Genomic DNA, 16,823 nt, shown 5'->3' on the forward strand with positions numbered 1-16,823 from the left:
CCATGACAACCATCGCCCTGATCGTCGCCGCCGGAAAAGGCCTCCGAACCGGAATGAGCTTTCCAAAGCAATATGCTGAAATTGCTGGAAAAACTATTCTCAGAAGATGCATCGATGCGTTCCTTGATCATCCGTCCGTTGACAATATCTGCGTGGTCGTCAGCGAGGCGGACATGGAGCTCTATGATGAGGCAACAAAAGATCTCGACTTGCTGCCGGCGGTCATCGGCGGCGCGGAACGGCAGAAATCAGTGCGTAACGGGTTGGAGAGCCTGACTGATTTATCACCAGAATTCGTGCTGATTCATGATGCGGCGCGCCCCTTCGTAAGCGAGGCCCTGATCAGCCGATGCATTGATAAGCTGCAAACCGGCCAGGCCGTGCTGCCCGCGCTGCCCCTCATCGACAGCCTCAAAACCTTTTCCGATGGCCGCATTACCGGCTCCGTCAACCGGGATGAAATTGTCGCGGCGCAGACACCGCAAGGCTTTGCCTTTGCGCACATTCTGGCAGCACACCGGACCTTTGACGGAGAGAATCTGACAGATGACACCGCCCTTGCCGCCCGCGCCGGCATTGAGGTATTGATGGTCGAGGGAGAGCCCATCAATTTCAAGATCACGACGGCAGAGGATATGGCGGCAGCGGAGCGGCATATCCTGAAATCACTCGGGGATATCCGCACCGGCTACGGATTTGATGTTCACGCCTTCGAGGATGGGAAAAGCGTCTGGCTCGGCGGCATCGAAATCCCCCATCAGAAAAAACTGAAGGGCCATTCCGATGCGGATGTGGCGCTGCATGCCCTGACGGATGCCCTGCTCGGCGCCATTGCCGCCGGGGATATCGGCGTTCATTTCCCGCCCTCGGATCCTGAATGGAAAGGCGCCGCTTCAGAGAGTTTTCTCTCCCATGCCGCCCGCCTTGTCGCGAAAAAAGGCGGTGTTGTCAGCCATGTCGATCTGACCATCATTTGCGAAGAGCCGAAAATCGGCCCGCATCGCGCGGCCATGGCAGAGAGAATTGCCGATATCCTGCAAATTCAAAGCGACCGGGTCAACGTCAAGGGGACGACGACGGAAAAGCTTGGCTTTACCGGCCGCGGGGAAGGTATCGCCGCCCAGGCCGTCGCAACAGTTAGGTTGCCTGAATGAGCCAGAAAATTTCCCCCCTCTCCCTCTGGCATCCGGCGGTTATCCTCTCCACCTGGTTCTGGAGCGGTCTCTCCCCCAAGGCACCGGGAACGATCGGCTCCCTTGCGGCGCTACCGTTTGGCATATTGATCTTTCACTATCTCGGTGCCCCGGCGCTTGGCATGGCCTCCCTGATTGCGTTCGGCGTCGGCTGGTGGAGCACACAAATCTATCTGAAACACACCGGAAAAAGCGATCCGGGCGAAGTGGTCATTGACGAAGTTGCGGGCATCTGGCTCGCTCTTCACGCGACGGCGCTGACGCCGCTGATGATCGTTCTGACATTTGTGATCTTCCGCGCGCTTGATATTCTGAAACCCTGGCCGATCAGTTGGCTGGACCGGAAGGTAAAAGGCGCCTTCGGCGTCATGATCGATGACTATGTGGCGGGGCTGATTGCCTCGGTCCTGCTGGTAATAATAAAAAGGATATATGATGGGAATTTTTAGCGGAGACATCGAAAAACTGGCGACTGACGTCCTCGAACAATGCCGCCAGAAGAAATGGCAGCTGGCGACAGCAGAATCCTGCACCGGCGGGCTGATTGGCGGAGCGCTTACGGATATCGCCGGTTCCTCCGACGTATTTGATCGCGGCTTCATCACCTACAGCAACAAGGCAAAGGCGCGCGTTATCGGCGTCAGCACAGAAGTTTTGCGGGAGCATGGTGCGGTATCGGAGGAAACGGCGCGGGAAATGGCGCTCGGCGCCCTTAAAACCGCCGGCGCCAACCTCACTGTCGCTGTGACGGGCATTGCAGGCCCCGGCGGAGGCGGCCCCGGAAAGCCGGTCGGCCTCGTTCACTTTGCGGTCGCCACAGAAGAGGGCGTCGCGGAGCATCGAAAGATGGAATATGGGGATCTGGGACGGTCGGAAGTTCGCCTTGCCACTGTCAAAACGGCGCTTGAAATGCTGCTCAAAGCGGCCAGCCACTAGCCGCCCGAAGACTGATCCTGCAGATCGGGCTTGACGCCATATAGCTCCTTCGCGCGATTTTCAAAGGCCGAGATCATGCGGGTCACCGCTTCGTTGAAGAGCATTCCGATCGTTTTCTGAAGGATCATCGAGCGGAACTCGAAATCGACGAAAAAGTCGATTTCGCAACCGTCCGGATGCGCATTGAACTGCCAGTGATTATTGAGATAGCGGAAGGGTCCGTCCATATATTCGACGTCGATCCGCATGTTTTCTTCATCCAGCGTCACTTTCGACGTGAATTTCTCCCGGAACAGCTTGAAGCCGATCACGAGGTCGGCCAGCACGATATTCTCTTTTCGCTCCTTGATCCGGGAGCCGACGCACCAGGGCAGAAACTCATCATACTGATCGATAGCCGCCACCAGATCGAACATCTGCTTTGGACTATAAGGGAGAACCCGCTGTTCCGCGTGTGTTGGCATACTCTACGTTGATCCGTACTCGCTTGACTGGTCAGTTCTTGCTGTTGGCCCGTTCGCGCGCCGCCTTCAGCTTGGCGAAATCCTCACCCGCATGATGGCTTGAGCGGGTCAGCGGCGATGCGGAGACCATCAGGAAGCCCTTAGCATAGGCCTGCTTTTCGAGAACTGCAAATTCATCCGGCGTCACAAAACGATGAAGGGCATGATGCTTGACCGTCGGTTGGAGATACTGGCCAATGGTGATGAAATCGATATTGGCGACACGCATGTCATCCATCACTTGGCCGACTTCCTCCTTCTCCTCGCCAAGTCCGACCATCAGGCCCGATTTGGTGAACATATTGGGGTCAAGCTCCTTCACCCGTTCCAGCAGGCGGAGAGAATGGTAATAGCGGGCGCCGGGACGGACGGAAGGATAAAGCTTCGGTACTGTCTCAAGGTTATGATTGAAAACATCAGGTTTCGCCGCAACAACGACTTCCAACGCACCGTCTTTCTTGAGAAAATCCGGTGTCAGAATCTCAATCGTTGTTTCCGGTGTCGCTTCGCGAATGGCGGTGATGACGTCGGCAAAATGCTGCGCCCCGCCGTCTTTCAGATCATCCCGATCAACGGAGGTGATCACCACGTGATTGAGGCCCAGCTTCTTGACGGCCGTTGCCACGTTGAACGGTTCAAACGGATCAAGCGCGTTGGGCTTACCGGTGGAGACATTGCAAAAGGCACAGGCCCGGGTGCAAATCTCCCCCATGATCATCATGGTCGCGTGTTTCTTGGCCCAGCATTCGCCGATGTTGGGACAGGCCGCCTCCTCGCAGACCGTCGTCAGGTTGAGGCCGCGCATCAACTCGCGCGTTTCATTGTAGGTTTTGGAGACAGGCGCCTTCACGCGGATCCAGGCGGGCTTGCGCTGAATCGGGTTATCCGGCCGCTTCATTTTCTCCGGATGACGAACACGCTTTATCGATGCTGTCTCATTCATAATTCAACCTTACCATCGTTTACCCCGCAGGCAGGCGGAGACATAACCTAGATGTGGATCACCTTGCCATACGCGTCAAGAACGGATTCATGCATGGCCTCCGATATTGTCGGATGCGGAAAGACTGTATGCATCAGATCAATCTCGGTCGTTTCCAGCGTTTTCGCAATGCCATAGCCCTGAATAAGCTCAGTCACTTCCGCGCCGATCATATGGGCGCCCAGCATTTCGCCCGTTTTTGCATCAAATATGGTTTTGATCAAGCCTTCCGGTTCACCTAGGGCAATCGCCTTGCCGTTTCCGATGAACGGAAAACGGCCGACCTTCACGTCATAGCCCTTTTCCTTGGCCGCAGCCTCGGTCAGGCCGACAGAGGCAACCTGTGGATTGCAATAGGTGCAGCCCGGCACATTCGACGTATTGAGCGGATGGACATCCTTCTCCCCCGCAATCTTCTCGACGCAGATCACCCCTTCGTGAGAGGCCTTGTGCGCGAGCCAGGGCGGCCCGGTCAGATCGCCGATGGCGTAGACACCCGGCTCTCCCGTCCGGGAATATTCATCCACCACGACATGGGTTTTCTCAACTTTCACTTTTGTACCTTCTAGGCCGATATTCTCGACATTGCCGACAATACCCACCGCGAGAATGACCCGATCGAATGTATCGGTCGAGCTTTTGTCCTTCTTGTCCTTGAAGGTGGCCGTGACCTTGCCGCCGGATTTCTTGAGCTCAGAGACCGTCGTTCCCTTGTGAATGGTCATGCCCTGCTTCTTGAAGGCTTTTTCCGCAAGAGAAGAAATCTCCGCATCTTCCACCGGCAGGATGCGATCCATCACCTCAACAACCGTAACATCGGATCCTAGCGCATTGAAAAAGCTTGCAAATTCAATTCCGATAGCGCCGGAGCCGACAACCAGCAGCTTCTTCGGCATGACATCCGGCACCAGGGCTTCCTTATAGGTCCAGATCAGCTTGCCGTCCGGCTCAAGCCCCGGCAGGGTCCGCGCCCGCGCACCGGTGGCCAAGATGATATGCTTGGCTTCCAGAGTCGTAACGACTTTGTCGTCCTTGGTTACTTCGAGCTTTCCGCCACCTTTCAGCTTGCCATGGCCATCGATGACCGTAACCTTGTGCTTCTTCAACAGATGCTTGACGCCGCCGGAGAGCTGTCCGGCCACCTGACGGGACCGATCCACGGTTTTCTTGAGATCGACGGACGCCCCTTCGACCTTGATGCCGAATGTTTCCGCATGATTGATCAAGGTATAGACATCCGCGGTCCGCAGAAGCGCCTTTGTCGGGATACAGCCCCAGTTCAGGCAGATACCGCCGAGATGCTCCCGCTCGACAACCGCGGTTTTCAGGCCGAGCTGCGCCGAGCGGATTGCCGCCACATATCCGCCGGGGCCGGACCCGACAACCACCAGGTCAAATTTTGTCTCACTCATATCCGGCTCCTCACAGCATCATGGTCAAGGGCTCTTCAATATAGCCCTTGAAGTATTTAAGCAACTCCGCGCCCATGGCCCCATCGATAACACGATGGTCGCAGGACAAGGTCACGCTCATCATCGTCGCCATGGCAAGCGCGCCGTCCTTGACAACCGGACGCAATTCCCCGGTTCCGATCGCGAGAATGGCCGATTGCGGCGGGTTGATCACAGCGGAGAATTCCTTGATCCCGTACATACCAAGATTGGAAATCGAGAAACAGCCGCCCTGATATTCCTCCGGCATGAGCTTGCCTTCCTTCGCCCGGCCCGCGAGTTCCTTCATTTCGTCGGAAATCACGGCGAGCCCTTTCTGATCGGCATGACGGACAACCGGCGTGATCAGCCCGCCCTCAATCGCCACGGCAACGGAGATGTCAAAGTCCCTGGACCTCAGGATTTTATCACCGCCCCAGATGGCATTGGCCGCAGGCAGTTTTTTCAGCGCCAGTGCGGAAGCCCGGATCACGAAGTCATTGACCGAGATCTTATACTCGTCAGACCGGCTATTCAGCTCCTTGCGCATGGCCAGCAGGTTATCCAGCTCGCAGTCTATGGTCAGATAGAAATGCGGTATCGTCTGTTTGGCCTCGCTGAGCCGCCGGGCAATCGTCTTGCGCATGCTGGTGAGCGGAACTTCCTCGAAATTCCCCTCTGGCGGCAGCGTGACCGCCTGCGGCTGGGCGGCAGGCGCGGACGCAGCCGCCTTGGGGGCTTCCTTCTGTGCCTTGGCCGACCCGGAGGCAATCGCCTTTTCCACATCCGCCTTGATTATCCGGCCATGGGGCCCGGTTCCCTTTATCACTTTCAAATCAAGCCCTTCATCTGCGGCGATCCGCCTGGCAAGCGGGCTGGAGAAGATGCGATCTCCTTTCTTGGAGACCGGCGCCGGGCCGCTGCTGCCCTTGACTTCCGGCGCGAATTCATCCGCCGTCGGTTCGGATTTATCTTCGGCGGCCTTCTTCTTCGGCGCTTCTTTCTTTGCAGGTTCCTCCGACGTCTCCTTCTTCGGCGCCGACGCTGATCCCGCATCGAAGCCCTCTAGGTCGGATTCATCCTCCCCCTCTTCCAGCAGGATTGCGATCGGCGTATTCACGGCAACATTTTCGGTGCCGCCTTCAACCAGAATCTTGGCCAGCTTTCCTTCATCCACCGCCTCGACTTCCATGGTCGCCTTGTCGGTTTCAATCTCGGCCAGCACGTCCCCGGAGGCGACGGTATCGCCCACTTTCATTTGCCAGTTGGCCAGCGTCCCCTCGGTCATCGTCGGTGAGAGGGCTGGCATGGTGATGGTAATTGGCATTTTCGCCCCCTTTAATCGCGATAGCAGACAGATTTGGCCGCCGCCACAACCTCATCGGTATGCGGGAGCGCCAGTTTTTCAAGATTGGCGGCATAGGGCATCGGCACATCCTTGCCCGACACGCGAAGAACCGGCGCATCGAGATAATCAAAGGCATGATGCATGATCTGCGCCGTGATCTCGGCGCCGACGCCGCTCTGTGGCCAGCCTTCCTCGACGGTGATACAGCGGTTCGTCTTGCGAACCGAGGCCAGCACCGTCTCCATATCCATCGGGCGGATGGTGCGAAGGTCGATCACCTCGGCCGAGATATCCTCCTCCGCGAGCTTCTCCGCCGCCTCGAGCGAATAGCGCATTCCCATTCCGAAGGACACAATGGTTACATCGTCGCCGGAACGTTCGATCTTCGCCTTGCCGATGGGCACCACAAAGTCATCCATCACCGGCACGTCGAAACTCTGTCCATAGAGGATTTCGTTCTCAAGGAAAATCACCGGGTTCGGATTGCGGATCGCCGCTTTCAGAAGCCCCTTTGCATCCGCGGCCGTATGCGGGGCAATCACAATCAATCCCGGCACATGGGAGTACCAGGACGCATAGCATTGCGAATGCTGCGCCGCCACGCGGGAGGCCGCGCCGTTGGGCCCCCGGAACACGATCGGGCTGCCCATCTGACCACCCGACATATAGCGGGTTTTGGCGGCGGAATTGACAATCTGATCAATGGCTTGCATGGCAAAGTTAAAAGTCATGAACTCGACGATGGGCCGCAGTCCATGAAAGGCCGCGCCGACGCCGACACCGGCAAAACCATGTTCAGTAATCGGAGTATCAATCACGCGACGCGCGCCAAATTCATCCAGCAGGCCCTGCGTCACCTTATAAGCACCCTGATATTCAGCCACTTCCTCGCCCATGACAAAAACACGTTCATCCTTTCGCATTTCCTCGGCCATGGCATCGCGAAGGGCTTCGCGGACCGTCATCTTTGTCATTTCCGTGCCTTCGGGAATTTCCCCGCTGGCATCATAGGCATCCGGCGTTTTCGAAGTGCTGCGCGGCGCAGGAGAAGAAGCCCGTTCCTCAGGCTCATCCTTCCCGCTTCCCTCTTCCTCAGAGGCCGAAGACGGGGCTGGAGCTGCACTCGGGGAGAAATCCTCAAGATCGCTGTCATCCTCCCCTTCTTCAAGGAGCACGGCAATCGGGGTATTCACGGCGACATTCTCCGTCTCCCCATCAATCAGGATCTTGCCGATCTTCCCTTCATCAACCGCTTCGACTTCCATGGTCGCCTTGTCCGTCTCGATCTCGGCCAGCACATCCCCGGAACTGACCGTATCCCCTTCCTTGACCAGCCAGCGGGCCAGCTTGCCTTCGGTCATCGTCGGCGAGAGCGCCGGCATCAAAATTTCTGTTGGCATTTATCTAGTCCTTCCCAACCTGATCGGCACTTATGCCAAAACATCCGTGTAAAGCTCTTCCGGTTTCGGTTCCGGACTATCCTGGGCAAACTCGACAGCATCGGCGATGATCGCCTTGATCTCGCGGTCGATCTCCTTGAGCTCATCTTCGGTGTGGATTTTTTCATCCAGCATCGTCTGACGCAGATGATCAATAGGGTCATGTTCCGCGCGCTTCTTGTTGACCTCTTCTTTCGAGCGGTATTTCGCCGGATCCGACATGGAATGCCCGCGATAACGATAGGTTTTCATTTCAAGGATATAGGGACCCTTGCCGGAGCGAACCCAGTCAACGGCCTTCTTGCCCGCTTCGGCGACCGCGAAAACATCCATGCCATCAACCTGTTCACCGGGAACGTTAAAGCTTTCCCCGCGCTTATAGAGCTCCGTCTGGGCGGAAGACCGCTTGACCGATGTTCCCATGGCATATTCGTTATTCTCAATCACATAGACCACCGGCAGGTTCCAGAGCTCCGCCATATTGAAGCTCTCATACACCTGGCCCTGGTTGACCGTGCCGTCGCCCATATAGCAAAGAGTGATATCTTTGGAGTCCTGATATTTCTGGCTGAATGCAAGACCAGTTCCGAGCGGGACACAGGCCCCGACAATACCGTGTCCACCATAGAAATTCTTCTCCTTGCTGAACATATGCATAGAGCCGCCTTTTCCTTTGGAATAGCCGCCCTCACGCCCGGTCAGCTCGGCCATGACGCCTTTCGGGTCCATGCCGCAGGCGAGCATATGGCCATGATCGCGATAAGAGGTAATGACCGCATCATCATCCGTAATCGCCGACTTCATGCCGACGACGACGGCCTCCTGCCCGATATACAGATGACAGAAACCGCCGATCAGGCCCATGCCGTAAATCTGCCCGGCCTTCTCTTCGAACCGACGGATCAGCAGCATGTCATAGTAGAATTTCTCGATTTCCTCTTTTGAAAATTTCGGCTTGGCCTTGCGGGCGTCGGCGCTCGACTTCTTGGTCGCAGGCGCAGGCTTTTTCGCGGCTTGACGTGCCATGGTGTCTCCCATCAATGAGGGCATCGGAGGTATCCCTGCCCCGTCCGATGCACGTTGTGAATACCTCAGAATGTGTAGGAACAGGTCGTTTTAGACAAGCTGAATTTATAGATTAACTATATATCAGTTAATAAATACGAAAATTACTTTGCACACGCAAAATGAACTGAAAATAAGTTAATATCTTCAGGCGCATGAAATGCAAAATTTCAGACCGAAAAAACGCAATAAACGATAACTAAAAATATAAAGCAGGACATAAAAAAACAAACAGGCCGTCACCCGGTTATTTTTTGTAAATGACGATCTCGTCCGGGTGGGCGAGCCCTAAAACATCACGGCTGCGCTCTTCCAGCATATCCACATCAAGATTCTCCGGCCGCAGCAAGGCAACCCGCTTCTCAAGCGCCTGCTTTTCGTTCTCTGTGAGCTGATAAACAGCTTCGGCCCGGTCAATTTCATGCTGGAGTTTGAGATAGGCGAACAGTCCCCGATCACCCTCCACCAGATGATAGCTGAAATAGGCAACAGCCAGTATTCCCAGAATGGGTCCGGCTCCGGCTTTTGCGCGCTTGCGTATCTCATGGCTGACGTTCATGACGTGAGTGAATCAAATACCAGAGTCGAGGTCAACCGTTAAATTGCCCTGTGGACAAATTAGTTACGAAAAACGTCATAATAGACTGAAATTGTGGAAATTCGGGTCATTATCCTCACCCATATGTCCCTTTTGAAAATAACATGCCCTCTTTCTCCCGCCGCCCCTTCAGAACGGGAGAAACTTCCTTGCCGCTGCCGAGATGCGACCAGCGGGCAAACTCGGCGAACGCCCCTTTTTTGTCCCCGGCATAGATCCAGCGATCAAGCTCTCCCGGGACGGCGGCATAATCGCCCGCATTCAGCTTTTGAAGCAGGGTTGACGATTTAAAGGCTCCTTCTCCGACATTAAAGGTAAAGGAAACCAGCGCATCGAACTGATTTTGCTGAAGTTTGACCTTCACCGCGTTGTTGACCGTATCCACCGCCCATTTCACATCCCCCATTAAATAGCTATCCGCCTGAGCTTGGGTAATCGTCTCTCCGGCCTTCACATCGCCCGTATGTCCATAACCGATGGTCATGATGCCAGTCCCGTCATCATAGGCCGTCAGCCGTTCCCCTTCGAAATGCTTGATAAAGCTGGCACCCCGGGAAGAGAGTTCATGCGTCATGATCAGCCTCCAAATCTCAAAATATGAATATCTCCATAAGATGTATTTTTTTATATTATTTTCAACTTATAGTTATTATTTTATTTTGTATCTGCGATGGGAACCTGCTTACCAGGTTCTCGGAAAACTGCCGGTTTAGATGGACTGATCCGGACCGGGCGCCTTCTGTGCCAGCAGGATTGTGTGATAATCACAATCGGGATCCTCAACGACGAATTCGATCATAGACATCCCTTCGAAAACAAGGATGGACCTATATTCCTCGCGGGAGAGACTGGCATGATAAACGGTATCATCGCCGACCTGCCCGGTTACTTCGCCCTCCTCCGGCCCCACGGTCAGCATTAGCACCGCGGAAGGCGCAAGATGCGCCATGAGTTTGGGAAGAACGGCCCTCTGCTCGTCCCGCGTGAGATGAAAGAAGCTGTTCCAGCCAAGAATGCCATGGAAGAGTTCGGGTAGATCAAGGGCGCGCATGTCCATCTTGCGCCAGTCACCATTCGGAAATTTTTCTCGTGCAAGACGGAGCATGGCGGCAGACGCATCCACGCCGGTCAGTTTGTAGCCTTTCCCAATGATATAGCCCGCAATGGGTTCGCCGGAACCGCAGCCGAGATCAAGCACATGCCCCGCCTCAGGAACAAATCCAAGAAAACAGTCGATCCATTTCTTTTCAAACAGGATTTTCGCCCGCTCCGCATCGAAACGGGCGGCATTGCGCTCATAGACATCCTGCGTCGTCTTCGCAAGATCGGACATCGAGAGCGCCATAACCGGCGCCTAGCCCTTCAGGATGCTGCGCCCCGCATATTCCGCGGCGTCGCCCAATTCCTGTTCGATCCGGATGAGCTGATTGTATTTAGCCAGACGGTCGGAGCGGCTGAGGCTGCCTGTCTTGATCTGCCCGCAGTTGGTAGCCACGGCAAGATCGGCGATGGTGGAATCCTCCGTCTCGCCCGAGCGATGCGACATCACCGCCGTATAGCGGGCCTTGTGGGCCATTTCAACGGCCTCCAGAGTTTCGGTGAGCGAGCCGATCTGATTGACCTTCACGAGGATGGAATTGGCTACGCCCTGCGAAATTCCGTCAGCAAGCCGCTTAGGGTTGGTCACGAAAAGATCATCCCCGACAAGCTGAACCTTGCCGCCGATTTTATCGGTCAGCGTTTTCCAGCCCGCCCAGTCATCTTCGCTCATGCCGTCCTCGATCGAGATGATCGGGTAATCACCGACCAGTGCCGCGTAATAGTCCGCCATTTCACCCGGCGTGAGAATTTTATCCTCCCCCTTGAGGTGATATTTGCCGTCCTTGAAGAACTCGGTCGAAGCGGCATCCAGCGCAAGATAGATATCCTCACCGGGCTTGTAACCCGCGCCTTCAATGGATTTCATAATGAAATCAAGGGCATCGCGCGTGCTAGCGATATTCGGGGCGAAGCCGCCCTCATCGCCGACATTGGTATTGTGACCGGCCTTCGAGAGTTCCTTCTTCAGGGTCTGGAAGACTTCCGATCCCATCCGGATCGCATCCGCGCAAGTATCGGCGGAAACCGGCATGATCATGAATTCCTGGATATCGATGGGGTTGTCCGCATGCTCGCCGCCATTGATGATATTCATCATCGGCACCGGCAGGGTCCGCGCGGAGGCGCCGCCGATATAGCGATAAAGCGGAAGGCCGCAATCTTCCGCCGCCGCACGGGCGAGCGCAAGGCTGACCCCGAGGATCGCGTTCGCCCCGAGACGGCCCTTGTTCTCGGTTCCGTCAAGGGCAAGCATCGCCCGGTCGAGCGCAATCTGGTCATCCGCATCGCGGCCCGAGAGAATATCGAAAATCTCTCCGTTCACTGATTCAACAGCCTTGAGGACACCCTTGCCGCCATAGCGGGATTTATCGCCGTCCCGCAGCTCGACAGCCTCATGCGCGCCGGTGGAGGCGCCGGAGGGAACTGCCGCGCGGCCGAATGCCCCGCTTTCCAGAATGACATCGACTTCAACCGTGGGGTTTCCGCGGCTATCCAGAATTTCACGACCGGTAATATCAAGAATTGCACTCATACGACTGGGTTCCTGTAATTTTAGAGATTTTTGGCAAGAGTATCGAATTGTTTCAAAACGCCGAGCAGGGCTTCCATTTCATCGACCGGCACCATGTTCGGCCCGTCGGAAGGTGCATTATCCGGATCCTGGTGGGTTTCCATGAAAACCATTGCAACACCGACTGAAACCGCTGCGCGTGCCAGCACGGGCACGAATTCCCGCTGTCCGCCCGATGTCGTGCCCTGCCCGCCCGGCTGCTGCACCGAATGGGTGGCATCGAAGACAATGGGAAGGCCGGTCTGCTCCGCCATGATAGGCAGGCTGCGCATGTCCGAGACAAGGGTGTTATATCCGAAACTCGCGCCGCGCTCCGTCAGCAGGACGCGGTTGTTCCCGGCGCTGATCAGCTTGTTCGCAACATTCTTCATATCCCATGGCGCCAGAAACTGGCCCTTTTTGACATTGATCACCTTGCCGGTTTTCGCGGCGGCAAGCAGAAGGTCCGTCTGGCGGCACAGAAAGGCCGGTATCTGCAGGACATCCACCGCATCACCGAGGGCCGCACAATGTTCGGGCAAATGCACATCTGTCAGTACGGGAATGCCAAACTCGCTGCGAATGCGTTCGAAGACCGGGATGGCCCCTTCCAGACCAAGGCCCCGCTCCGCCGTATGCGATGTGCGGTTCGCCTTGTCGAAAGAGGTTTTGTAAACCAGCGGGATACCGAGTTTCCGGGTAATTTCATGCAGCCGCCCCGCCATGTCCATCGCATGGATCATGCTTTCCATCTGGCAGGGTCCCGCGATCAGGGCAAAGGGTAAATCATTGCCAACGGTAAAGTCGCCAATCTGGACGTGTTGGGTTTCAGTCATGTCTACACCAGTCGTGATTTCTTGACCGCCGCTTCGATAAAACTCTCGAAAAGCGGATGCGGCGCAAAGGGTTTCGATTTTAACTCGGGGTGGAACTGAACGCCAATAAACCATGGATGATCCGTAATCTCGACGATCTCCGGAAGCTCCCCGTCCGGCGACAGGCCGGAAAATTTGTAACCGACCTTCTCCAGAACATCCTTATAGGCGATGTTGACTTCAAAACGATGACGGTGCCGTTCCTCGATATGGGGGGATTTGTAAATCTCCCTCACCTTCGTATCCGCGACAAGATCGCAAGGATAAGACCCGAGCCGCATCGTACCGCCAAGATCATCATCGGCGCTGCGGATTTCCGTCTTGTTGCCGCGCGTCCATTCCGTCATCAGACCAACGACATTGGGCTCATACAGTCCAAATTCGGAAGTGCCTGCATTCGGCATGCCCGCGAGATTGCGGCATCCTTCAATGACCGCCATCTGCATTCCAAAGCATATTCCGAAATAGGGAATATTCTGCTCGCGGGCATATTGCACGGCCCGAATTTTTCCTTCCGCACCGCGCTCGCCAAATCCGCCGGGCACCAGAATGGCATGCGCATCTTCCAGAACGCTAGCCGGTGAAACACCGTCCCCTTCGAACAGTTCCGATTCCAGCCAGGTAATCCGGACCCGGACCTTGTTCGCGATACCGCCATGGATCAGCGCCTCTGTCAGGGATTTATAGGCATCCTGAAGTTCGATATATTTGCCAACAACAGCAATCGTCACCTCGCCTTCCGGATGCAGGACGCGATCGACAATATTCTCCCATTTCGAAAGATCCGGCTGCGGTGCGTCCTCAATTCCGAACGCCCTCAGAACCTGCTCGTCAAAGCCTTCCTTGTGATAGCTGAGCGGCACTTCATAAATGGTGCGGACATCCAGCGCCTGAATAACGGCTTCTTCCGGCACATTGCAGAAAAGTCCCATTTTCCGGCGCTGGCCGGGCGGGATGGGCTGTTCGCTCCGGCATAGCAGGATATCCGGCTGGATACCGATGGAGCGAAGCTCCTTCACGGAATGCTGCGTCGGCTTGGTTTTCAGCTCCTTCGCGGCGGCAATATAAGGCACCAGCGTCAGATGCACAAAGACCGCGTCATTCTGCAGTTCATACCCCAGTTGGCGAATAGCCTCCAGAAATGGCAAACCTTCGATATCGCCGACGGTGCCGCCGATTTCAACAAGGACGAAATCCTCATCTTCGAGATTGTCCGTCGCGAATTCCTTGATCGCGTTGGTAATGTGGGGAATGACCTGAACCGTCCCGCCGAGATAATCCCCGCGGCGTTCCTTGCGGATCACTGTCTGGTAAATCCGCCCCGTCGTCACATTGTCGCTCTGGCGGGAGGGGACACCGGTGAATCGCTCGTAATGACCGAGGTCGAGGTCTGTTTCCGCCCCGTCGTCGGTGACATAGCATTCGCCATGTTCATAGGGATTCATGGTGCCGGGATCGACGTTGATGTAGGGGTCCAGTTTCCGAAGCCGCACCTTGAAGCCGCGTGCCTGCAGGAGGGAAGCCAGCGCTGCCCCGGCAAGGCCTTTGCCAAGAGAGGAAACCACACCACCGGTAATGAAAATGAACCGAGCCATGGAGTTACGTTATAACCAATTCTTTATTCGCCGTGAAGTAAAAGAGGCGGCTTTTACGCCGCCTCCGATATTTTTTGTGAAATGTCCGATTATTCTGACAACGGAGCCGAAGGTTCGGTCGGGGCCATCGGTGTCGCGGGCGCCGTGCTCTCCGGCGCGTCCGTTGATGTCGCGGGGACATCAAGAATAGATGTCGGCTCTGAATGCGTGCCGCTGACAATTGCCAGCAGAACACTCGTCAGCATGAAGCCTGCGGCCAGCACAGCCGTTGTCCGGGTCAGCAGGTTGGCTGCACCGCGGCTGCTCATCGCGCCACCGCCACCGCCGCCGATTCCCAGCGCGCCGCCTTCGGACCGTTGCAACAAGACCACCCCGACCAAAACGATCGCGATCATAACATGAATGACCAGCAGGACAGTTTCCATACTTCTAAAATCCCGATATTCCGACGGCTCTCGCCGCCCGTTTCATCAACAATTGCTGGGCTTCTACACGAAACTCAACCAGATTACTAGAGACTAGTTGCTCTTAAGTTTGCGAAAGGAATGAGTATCCTATTCCTTTATGCCACGAATCCGCACAACTGCTTCCTGAAAGGCCGGCTGCTTCAAAATAACGTCCGCATAGGCGTTGCCCAGTAGCTGACCCGAAATGACGTCCATCGGATAATGCACTCCGGCGGTGACACGCCCATAGCCGATCTGCCTGGCCAATTCCGATAATTCCGCCTCACGCTCTGGAAAAATATCTGTCAGCAAGCGCGCATAAACTGTTGCCCGAATGGCATGTCCGCTTGGATAGGAGGCAACAGGCCGTGCATCACCAACCGGTTTCACCGCGTCGCTAACCTTAAAGGGACGCGGATAGTCGTACCGGTCCTTGACTGCATCATAGTTCTGACGCACTTGACTGATCACCTCATCCAGAGTTTCTTCAAGCGCGACCCGGTCAACGACATCGAGATCATGACCCAGAATAGGAGCGAAGCGATCGAAATTCAGAGGTTTTTCAACAAAGGTAACTTGTTCCGGCGTCCGGATTTTCTGCATCCACAACACGACGGCCATCTGTCGATTGAATTCCGGTGATCCTACCTCCGGCGGAGCCCCGATCAAAGATTCCGCCACAACCTCACCGACCGGCAGAAATTTATTGTTCTCCGTCTTCTGTGGCGCCATCCCGGTAATAATAACCGTGATGATAAGGAGCGGTACGACGGCCATAAGCCGGTCGAATGATCTCATTCCCTGATTTCCTATTGATTACTTCAAAATCAACTATAAACAGTATTGATTGATAAGAACAGTTTCAAGCTAATCGTAATAAAACTCAAATACAGGTCCTCACGATCGGCCAGAAATCAACTGCCTTCAAACTGGCGCCGCCAACCAGTGCACCGTCAACATTTTCAACCGCCATCAGTTCCGCGGCATTGCTCCCCTTGACCGAGCCCCCATAGAGTATCCGGACAGCCTCCGAATCACCTACCAGAGAGCCGAGTTCCTTGCGGATATGGGCATGAACCACGGCGACATCCTCCGGCGTCGGCGTCTTGCCCGTGCCGATAGCCCAGACCGGTTCATAGGCAATGACGGTGTTGCCGGCCGTTGCCCCTTCGGGCAGGGAATTGCGCACCTGGTCACTGATGACTTCAAGGGTCTTGTCCCCTTCCCGCTCAGCCAGGGTCTCACCGACACAGACAATGGCGATCAGCCCGGCGCGCAAGGCCGCCCCGGCCTTGGCTTTTACCACCGTGTTGCTCTCGCCGTGATCAGCGCGGCGTTCGGAGTGACCGACAATGCAATAGTCCGCACCGGTATCCTTCAGCATTTCAGCAGAGATATCGCCGGTATGGGCGCCGCTTTCATTGGCGTGGCAATCCTGTCCACCGATTTTGACAGCGCTTCCCTTGGCAAGGCCCGCCATTTTATCAATCAGCGTCGCTGGCGGGCAGATCAGGATATCGCAGGCCGGATCGGAATGCTCACCTGCGCGCTTTACAAGTTCCTGCAACTCCGGCGCGGCGGACCCTGCCAGACCATTCATTTTCCAGTTCCCGGCAATCAACGGGCGTCTTTGCTTTGACATCTATTTTCCTCAAAATGTGAAATACATAGGGGTAATTATTGCATTTTCAGGATCATATGCCATTTTTCACCCAAGAAAGATACCGCTTTGCGAAATTCCATGTTGCCCCGCCCTGCCCCGT

General features: G+C 55.6%; 18 protein-coding genes. 3 read left to right on the forward strand and 15 right to left on the reverse strand.

What is annotated here, in order from left to right:
• The first annotated feature begins 2 nt into the window (after positions 1-2).
• Genes AAC599_RS16630 through AAC599_RS16640 form a run of 3 tightly spaced genes read left to right on the forward strand, consistent with a single transcriptional unit; the run spans position 3 to position 2,129 of the window.
• Complete coding sequence (locus tag AAC599_RS16630) at positions 3-1,154, forward strand: bifunctional 2-C-methyl-D-erythritol 4-phosphate cytidylyltransferase/2-C-methyl-D-erythritol 2,4-cyclodiphosphate synthase (protein WP_340151531.1); 1,152 nt, start codon at positions 3-5, stop codon at positions 1,152-1,154.
• The gene (locus tag AAC599_RS16635) at positions 1,151-1,642 is read left to right on the forward strand and encodes a phosphatidylglycerophosphatase A (RefSeq protein ID WP_340151532.1); all 492 of its coding nucleotides are present in this window, start codon (positions 1,151-1,153) and stop codon (positions 1,640-1,642) included. Before AAC599_RS16630 ends, AAC599_RS16635 begins: the two co-directional genes overlap by 4 nt.
• On the forward strand, positions 1,629-2,129 hold the full coding sequence (locus tag AAC599_RS16640; RefSeq protein WP_340151533.1) for a CinA family protein: 501 nt from the start codon (positions 1,629-1,631) through the stop codon (positions 2,127-2,129). The genes AAC599_RS16635 and AAC599_RS16640 overlap by 14 nt, the downstream gene beginning before the upstream one ends.
• Here AAC599_RS16640 and AAC599_RS16645 read toward each other — a convergent pair.
• From AAC599_RS16645 to tpiA, 15 genes are all read right to left on the reverse strand, one after another.
• Positions 2,126-2,593: a type II toxin-antitoxin system RatA family toxin gene (locus tag AAC599_RS16645; protein ID WP_340151534.1), complete on the reverse strand. Its 468-nt coding sequence runs from the start codon at positions 2,591-2,593 to the stop codon at positions 2,126-2,128. The two genes, AAC599_RS16640 and AAC599_RS16645, sit on opposite strands and share 4 nt — an antisense overlap.
• A 31-nt stretch (positions 2,594-2,624) precedes the next feature.
• On the reverse strand, positions 2,625-3,530 hold the full coding sequence (gene lipA, locus AAC599_RS16650) for a lipoyl synthase (RefSeq protein WP_340151595.1): 906 nt from the start codon (positions 3,528-3,530) through the stop codon (positions 2,625-2,627).
• 92 nt (positions 3,531-3,622) lie between these two features.
• Positions 3,623-5,026, reverse strand: coding sequence for a dihydrolipoyl dehydrogenase (lpdA, locus tag AAC599_RS16655; protein WP_340151535.1), 1,404 nt, complete (start codon positions 5,024-5,026; stop codon positions 3,623-3,625).
• 10 nt (positions 5,027-5,036) lie between these two features.
• Entirely contained in the window at positions 5,037-6,371 is a 1,335-nt protein-coding gene (locus AAC599_RS16660) for a pyruvate dehydrogenase complex dihydrolipoamide acetyltransferase (protein WP_340151536.1), read from the reverse strand.
• Positions 6,372-6,382: 11 nt separating this feature from the next.
• The gene (locus tag AAC599_RS16665) at positions 6,383-7,792 is read right to left on the reverse strand and encodes a pyruvate dehydrogenase complex E1 component subunit beta (protein WP_340151537.1); all 1,410 of its coding nucleotides are present in this window, start codon (positions 7,790-7,792) and stop codon (positions 6,383-6,385) included.
• A 30-nt stretch (positions 7,793-7,822) separates the two neighbouring features.
• Positions 7,823-8,857 carry a pyruvate dehydrogenase (acetyl-transferring) E1 component subunit alpha gene (gene pdhA / locus AAC599_RS16670; protein ID WP_340151538.1) on the reverse strand — a complete coding sequence of 345 codons (1,035 nt, stop codon included), beginning with the start codon at positions 8,855-8,857 and terminating at the stop codon, positions 7,823-7,825.
• Positions 8,858-9,143: 286 nt separating this feature from the next.
• Positions 9,144-9,455: a septum formation initiator family protein gene (locus AAC599_RS16675; protein ID WP_293962677.1), complete on the reverse strand. Its 312-nt coding sequence runs from the start codon at positions 9,453-9,455 to the stop codon at positions 9,144-9,146.
• Positions 9,456-9,570: 115 nt separating this feature from the next.
• Entirely contained in the window at positions 9,571-10,068 is a 498-nt protein-coding gene (locus AAC599_RS16680; RefSeq protein ID WP_340151539.1) for a lysozyme, read from the reverse strand.
• A gap of 135 nt (positions 10,069-10,203) precedes the next feature.
• A complete protein-coding gene (locus AAC599_RS16685; protein WP_340151540.1) occupies positions 10,204-10,839 on the reverse strand; it encodes a class I SAM-dependent methyltransferase in 636 nt (211 codons plus the stop codon).
• 9 nt (positions 10,840-10,848) lie between these two features.
• The gene (gene eno, locus AAC599_RS16690; protein WP_340151541.1) at positions 10,849-12,126 is read right to left on the reverse strand and encodes a phosphopyruvate hydratase; all 1,278 of its coding nucleotides are present in this window, start codon (positions 12,124-12,126) and stop codon (positions 10,849-10,851) included.
• A 20-nt stretch (positions 12,127-12,146) separates the two neighbouring features.
• Positions 12,147-12,980, reverse strand: a complete 834-nt coding sequence (gene kdsA / locus AAC599_RS16695; RefSeq protein WP_340151542.1) for a 3-deoxy-8-phosphooctulonate synthase — start codon at positions 12,978-12,980, stop codon at positions 12,147-12,149.
• A 2-nt stretch (positions 12,981-12,982) separates the two neighbouring features.
• Positions 12,983-14,614 (reverse strand): CTP synthase, encoded by a 1,632-nt coding sequence (locus AAC599_RS16700; RefSeq protein WP_340151543.1) that lies wholly within the window; start codon positions 14,612-14,614, stop codon positions 12,983-12,985.
• Between the two features lie 89 nt (positions 14,615-14,703).
• Positions 14,704-15,039: a preprotein translocase subunit SecG gene (secG, locus tag AAC599_RS16705; protein ID WP_340151544.1), complete on the reverse strand. Its 336-nt coding sequence runs from the start codon at positions 15,037-15,039 to the stop codon at positions 14,704-14,706.
• A gap of 129 nt (positions 15,040-15,168) precedes the next feature.
• Positions 15,169-15,858: a phosphatase PAP2 family protein gene (locus tag AAC599_RS16710; protein WP_340151545.1), complete on the reverse strand. Its 690-nt coding sequence runs from the start codon at positions 15,856-15,858 to the stop codon at positions 15,169-15,171.
• 85 nt (positions 15,859-15,943) lie between these two features.
• Positions 15,944-16,702 (reverse strand): triose-phosphate isomerase, encoded by a 759-nt coding sequence (gene tpiA / locus AAC599_RS16715; protein WP_340151546.1) that lies wholly within the window; start codon positions 16,700-16,702, stop codon positions 15,944-15,946.
• Between the last annotated feature and the right edge of the window lie 121 nt (positions 16,703-16,823).

This window comes from uncultured Sneathiella sp., assembly GCF_963976355.1.
GTDB lineage: Bacteria > Pseudomonadota > Alphaproteobacteria > Sneathiellales > Sneathiellaceae > Sneathiella.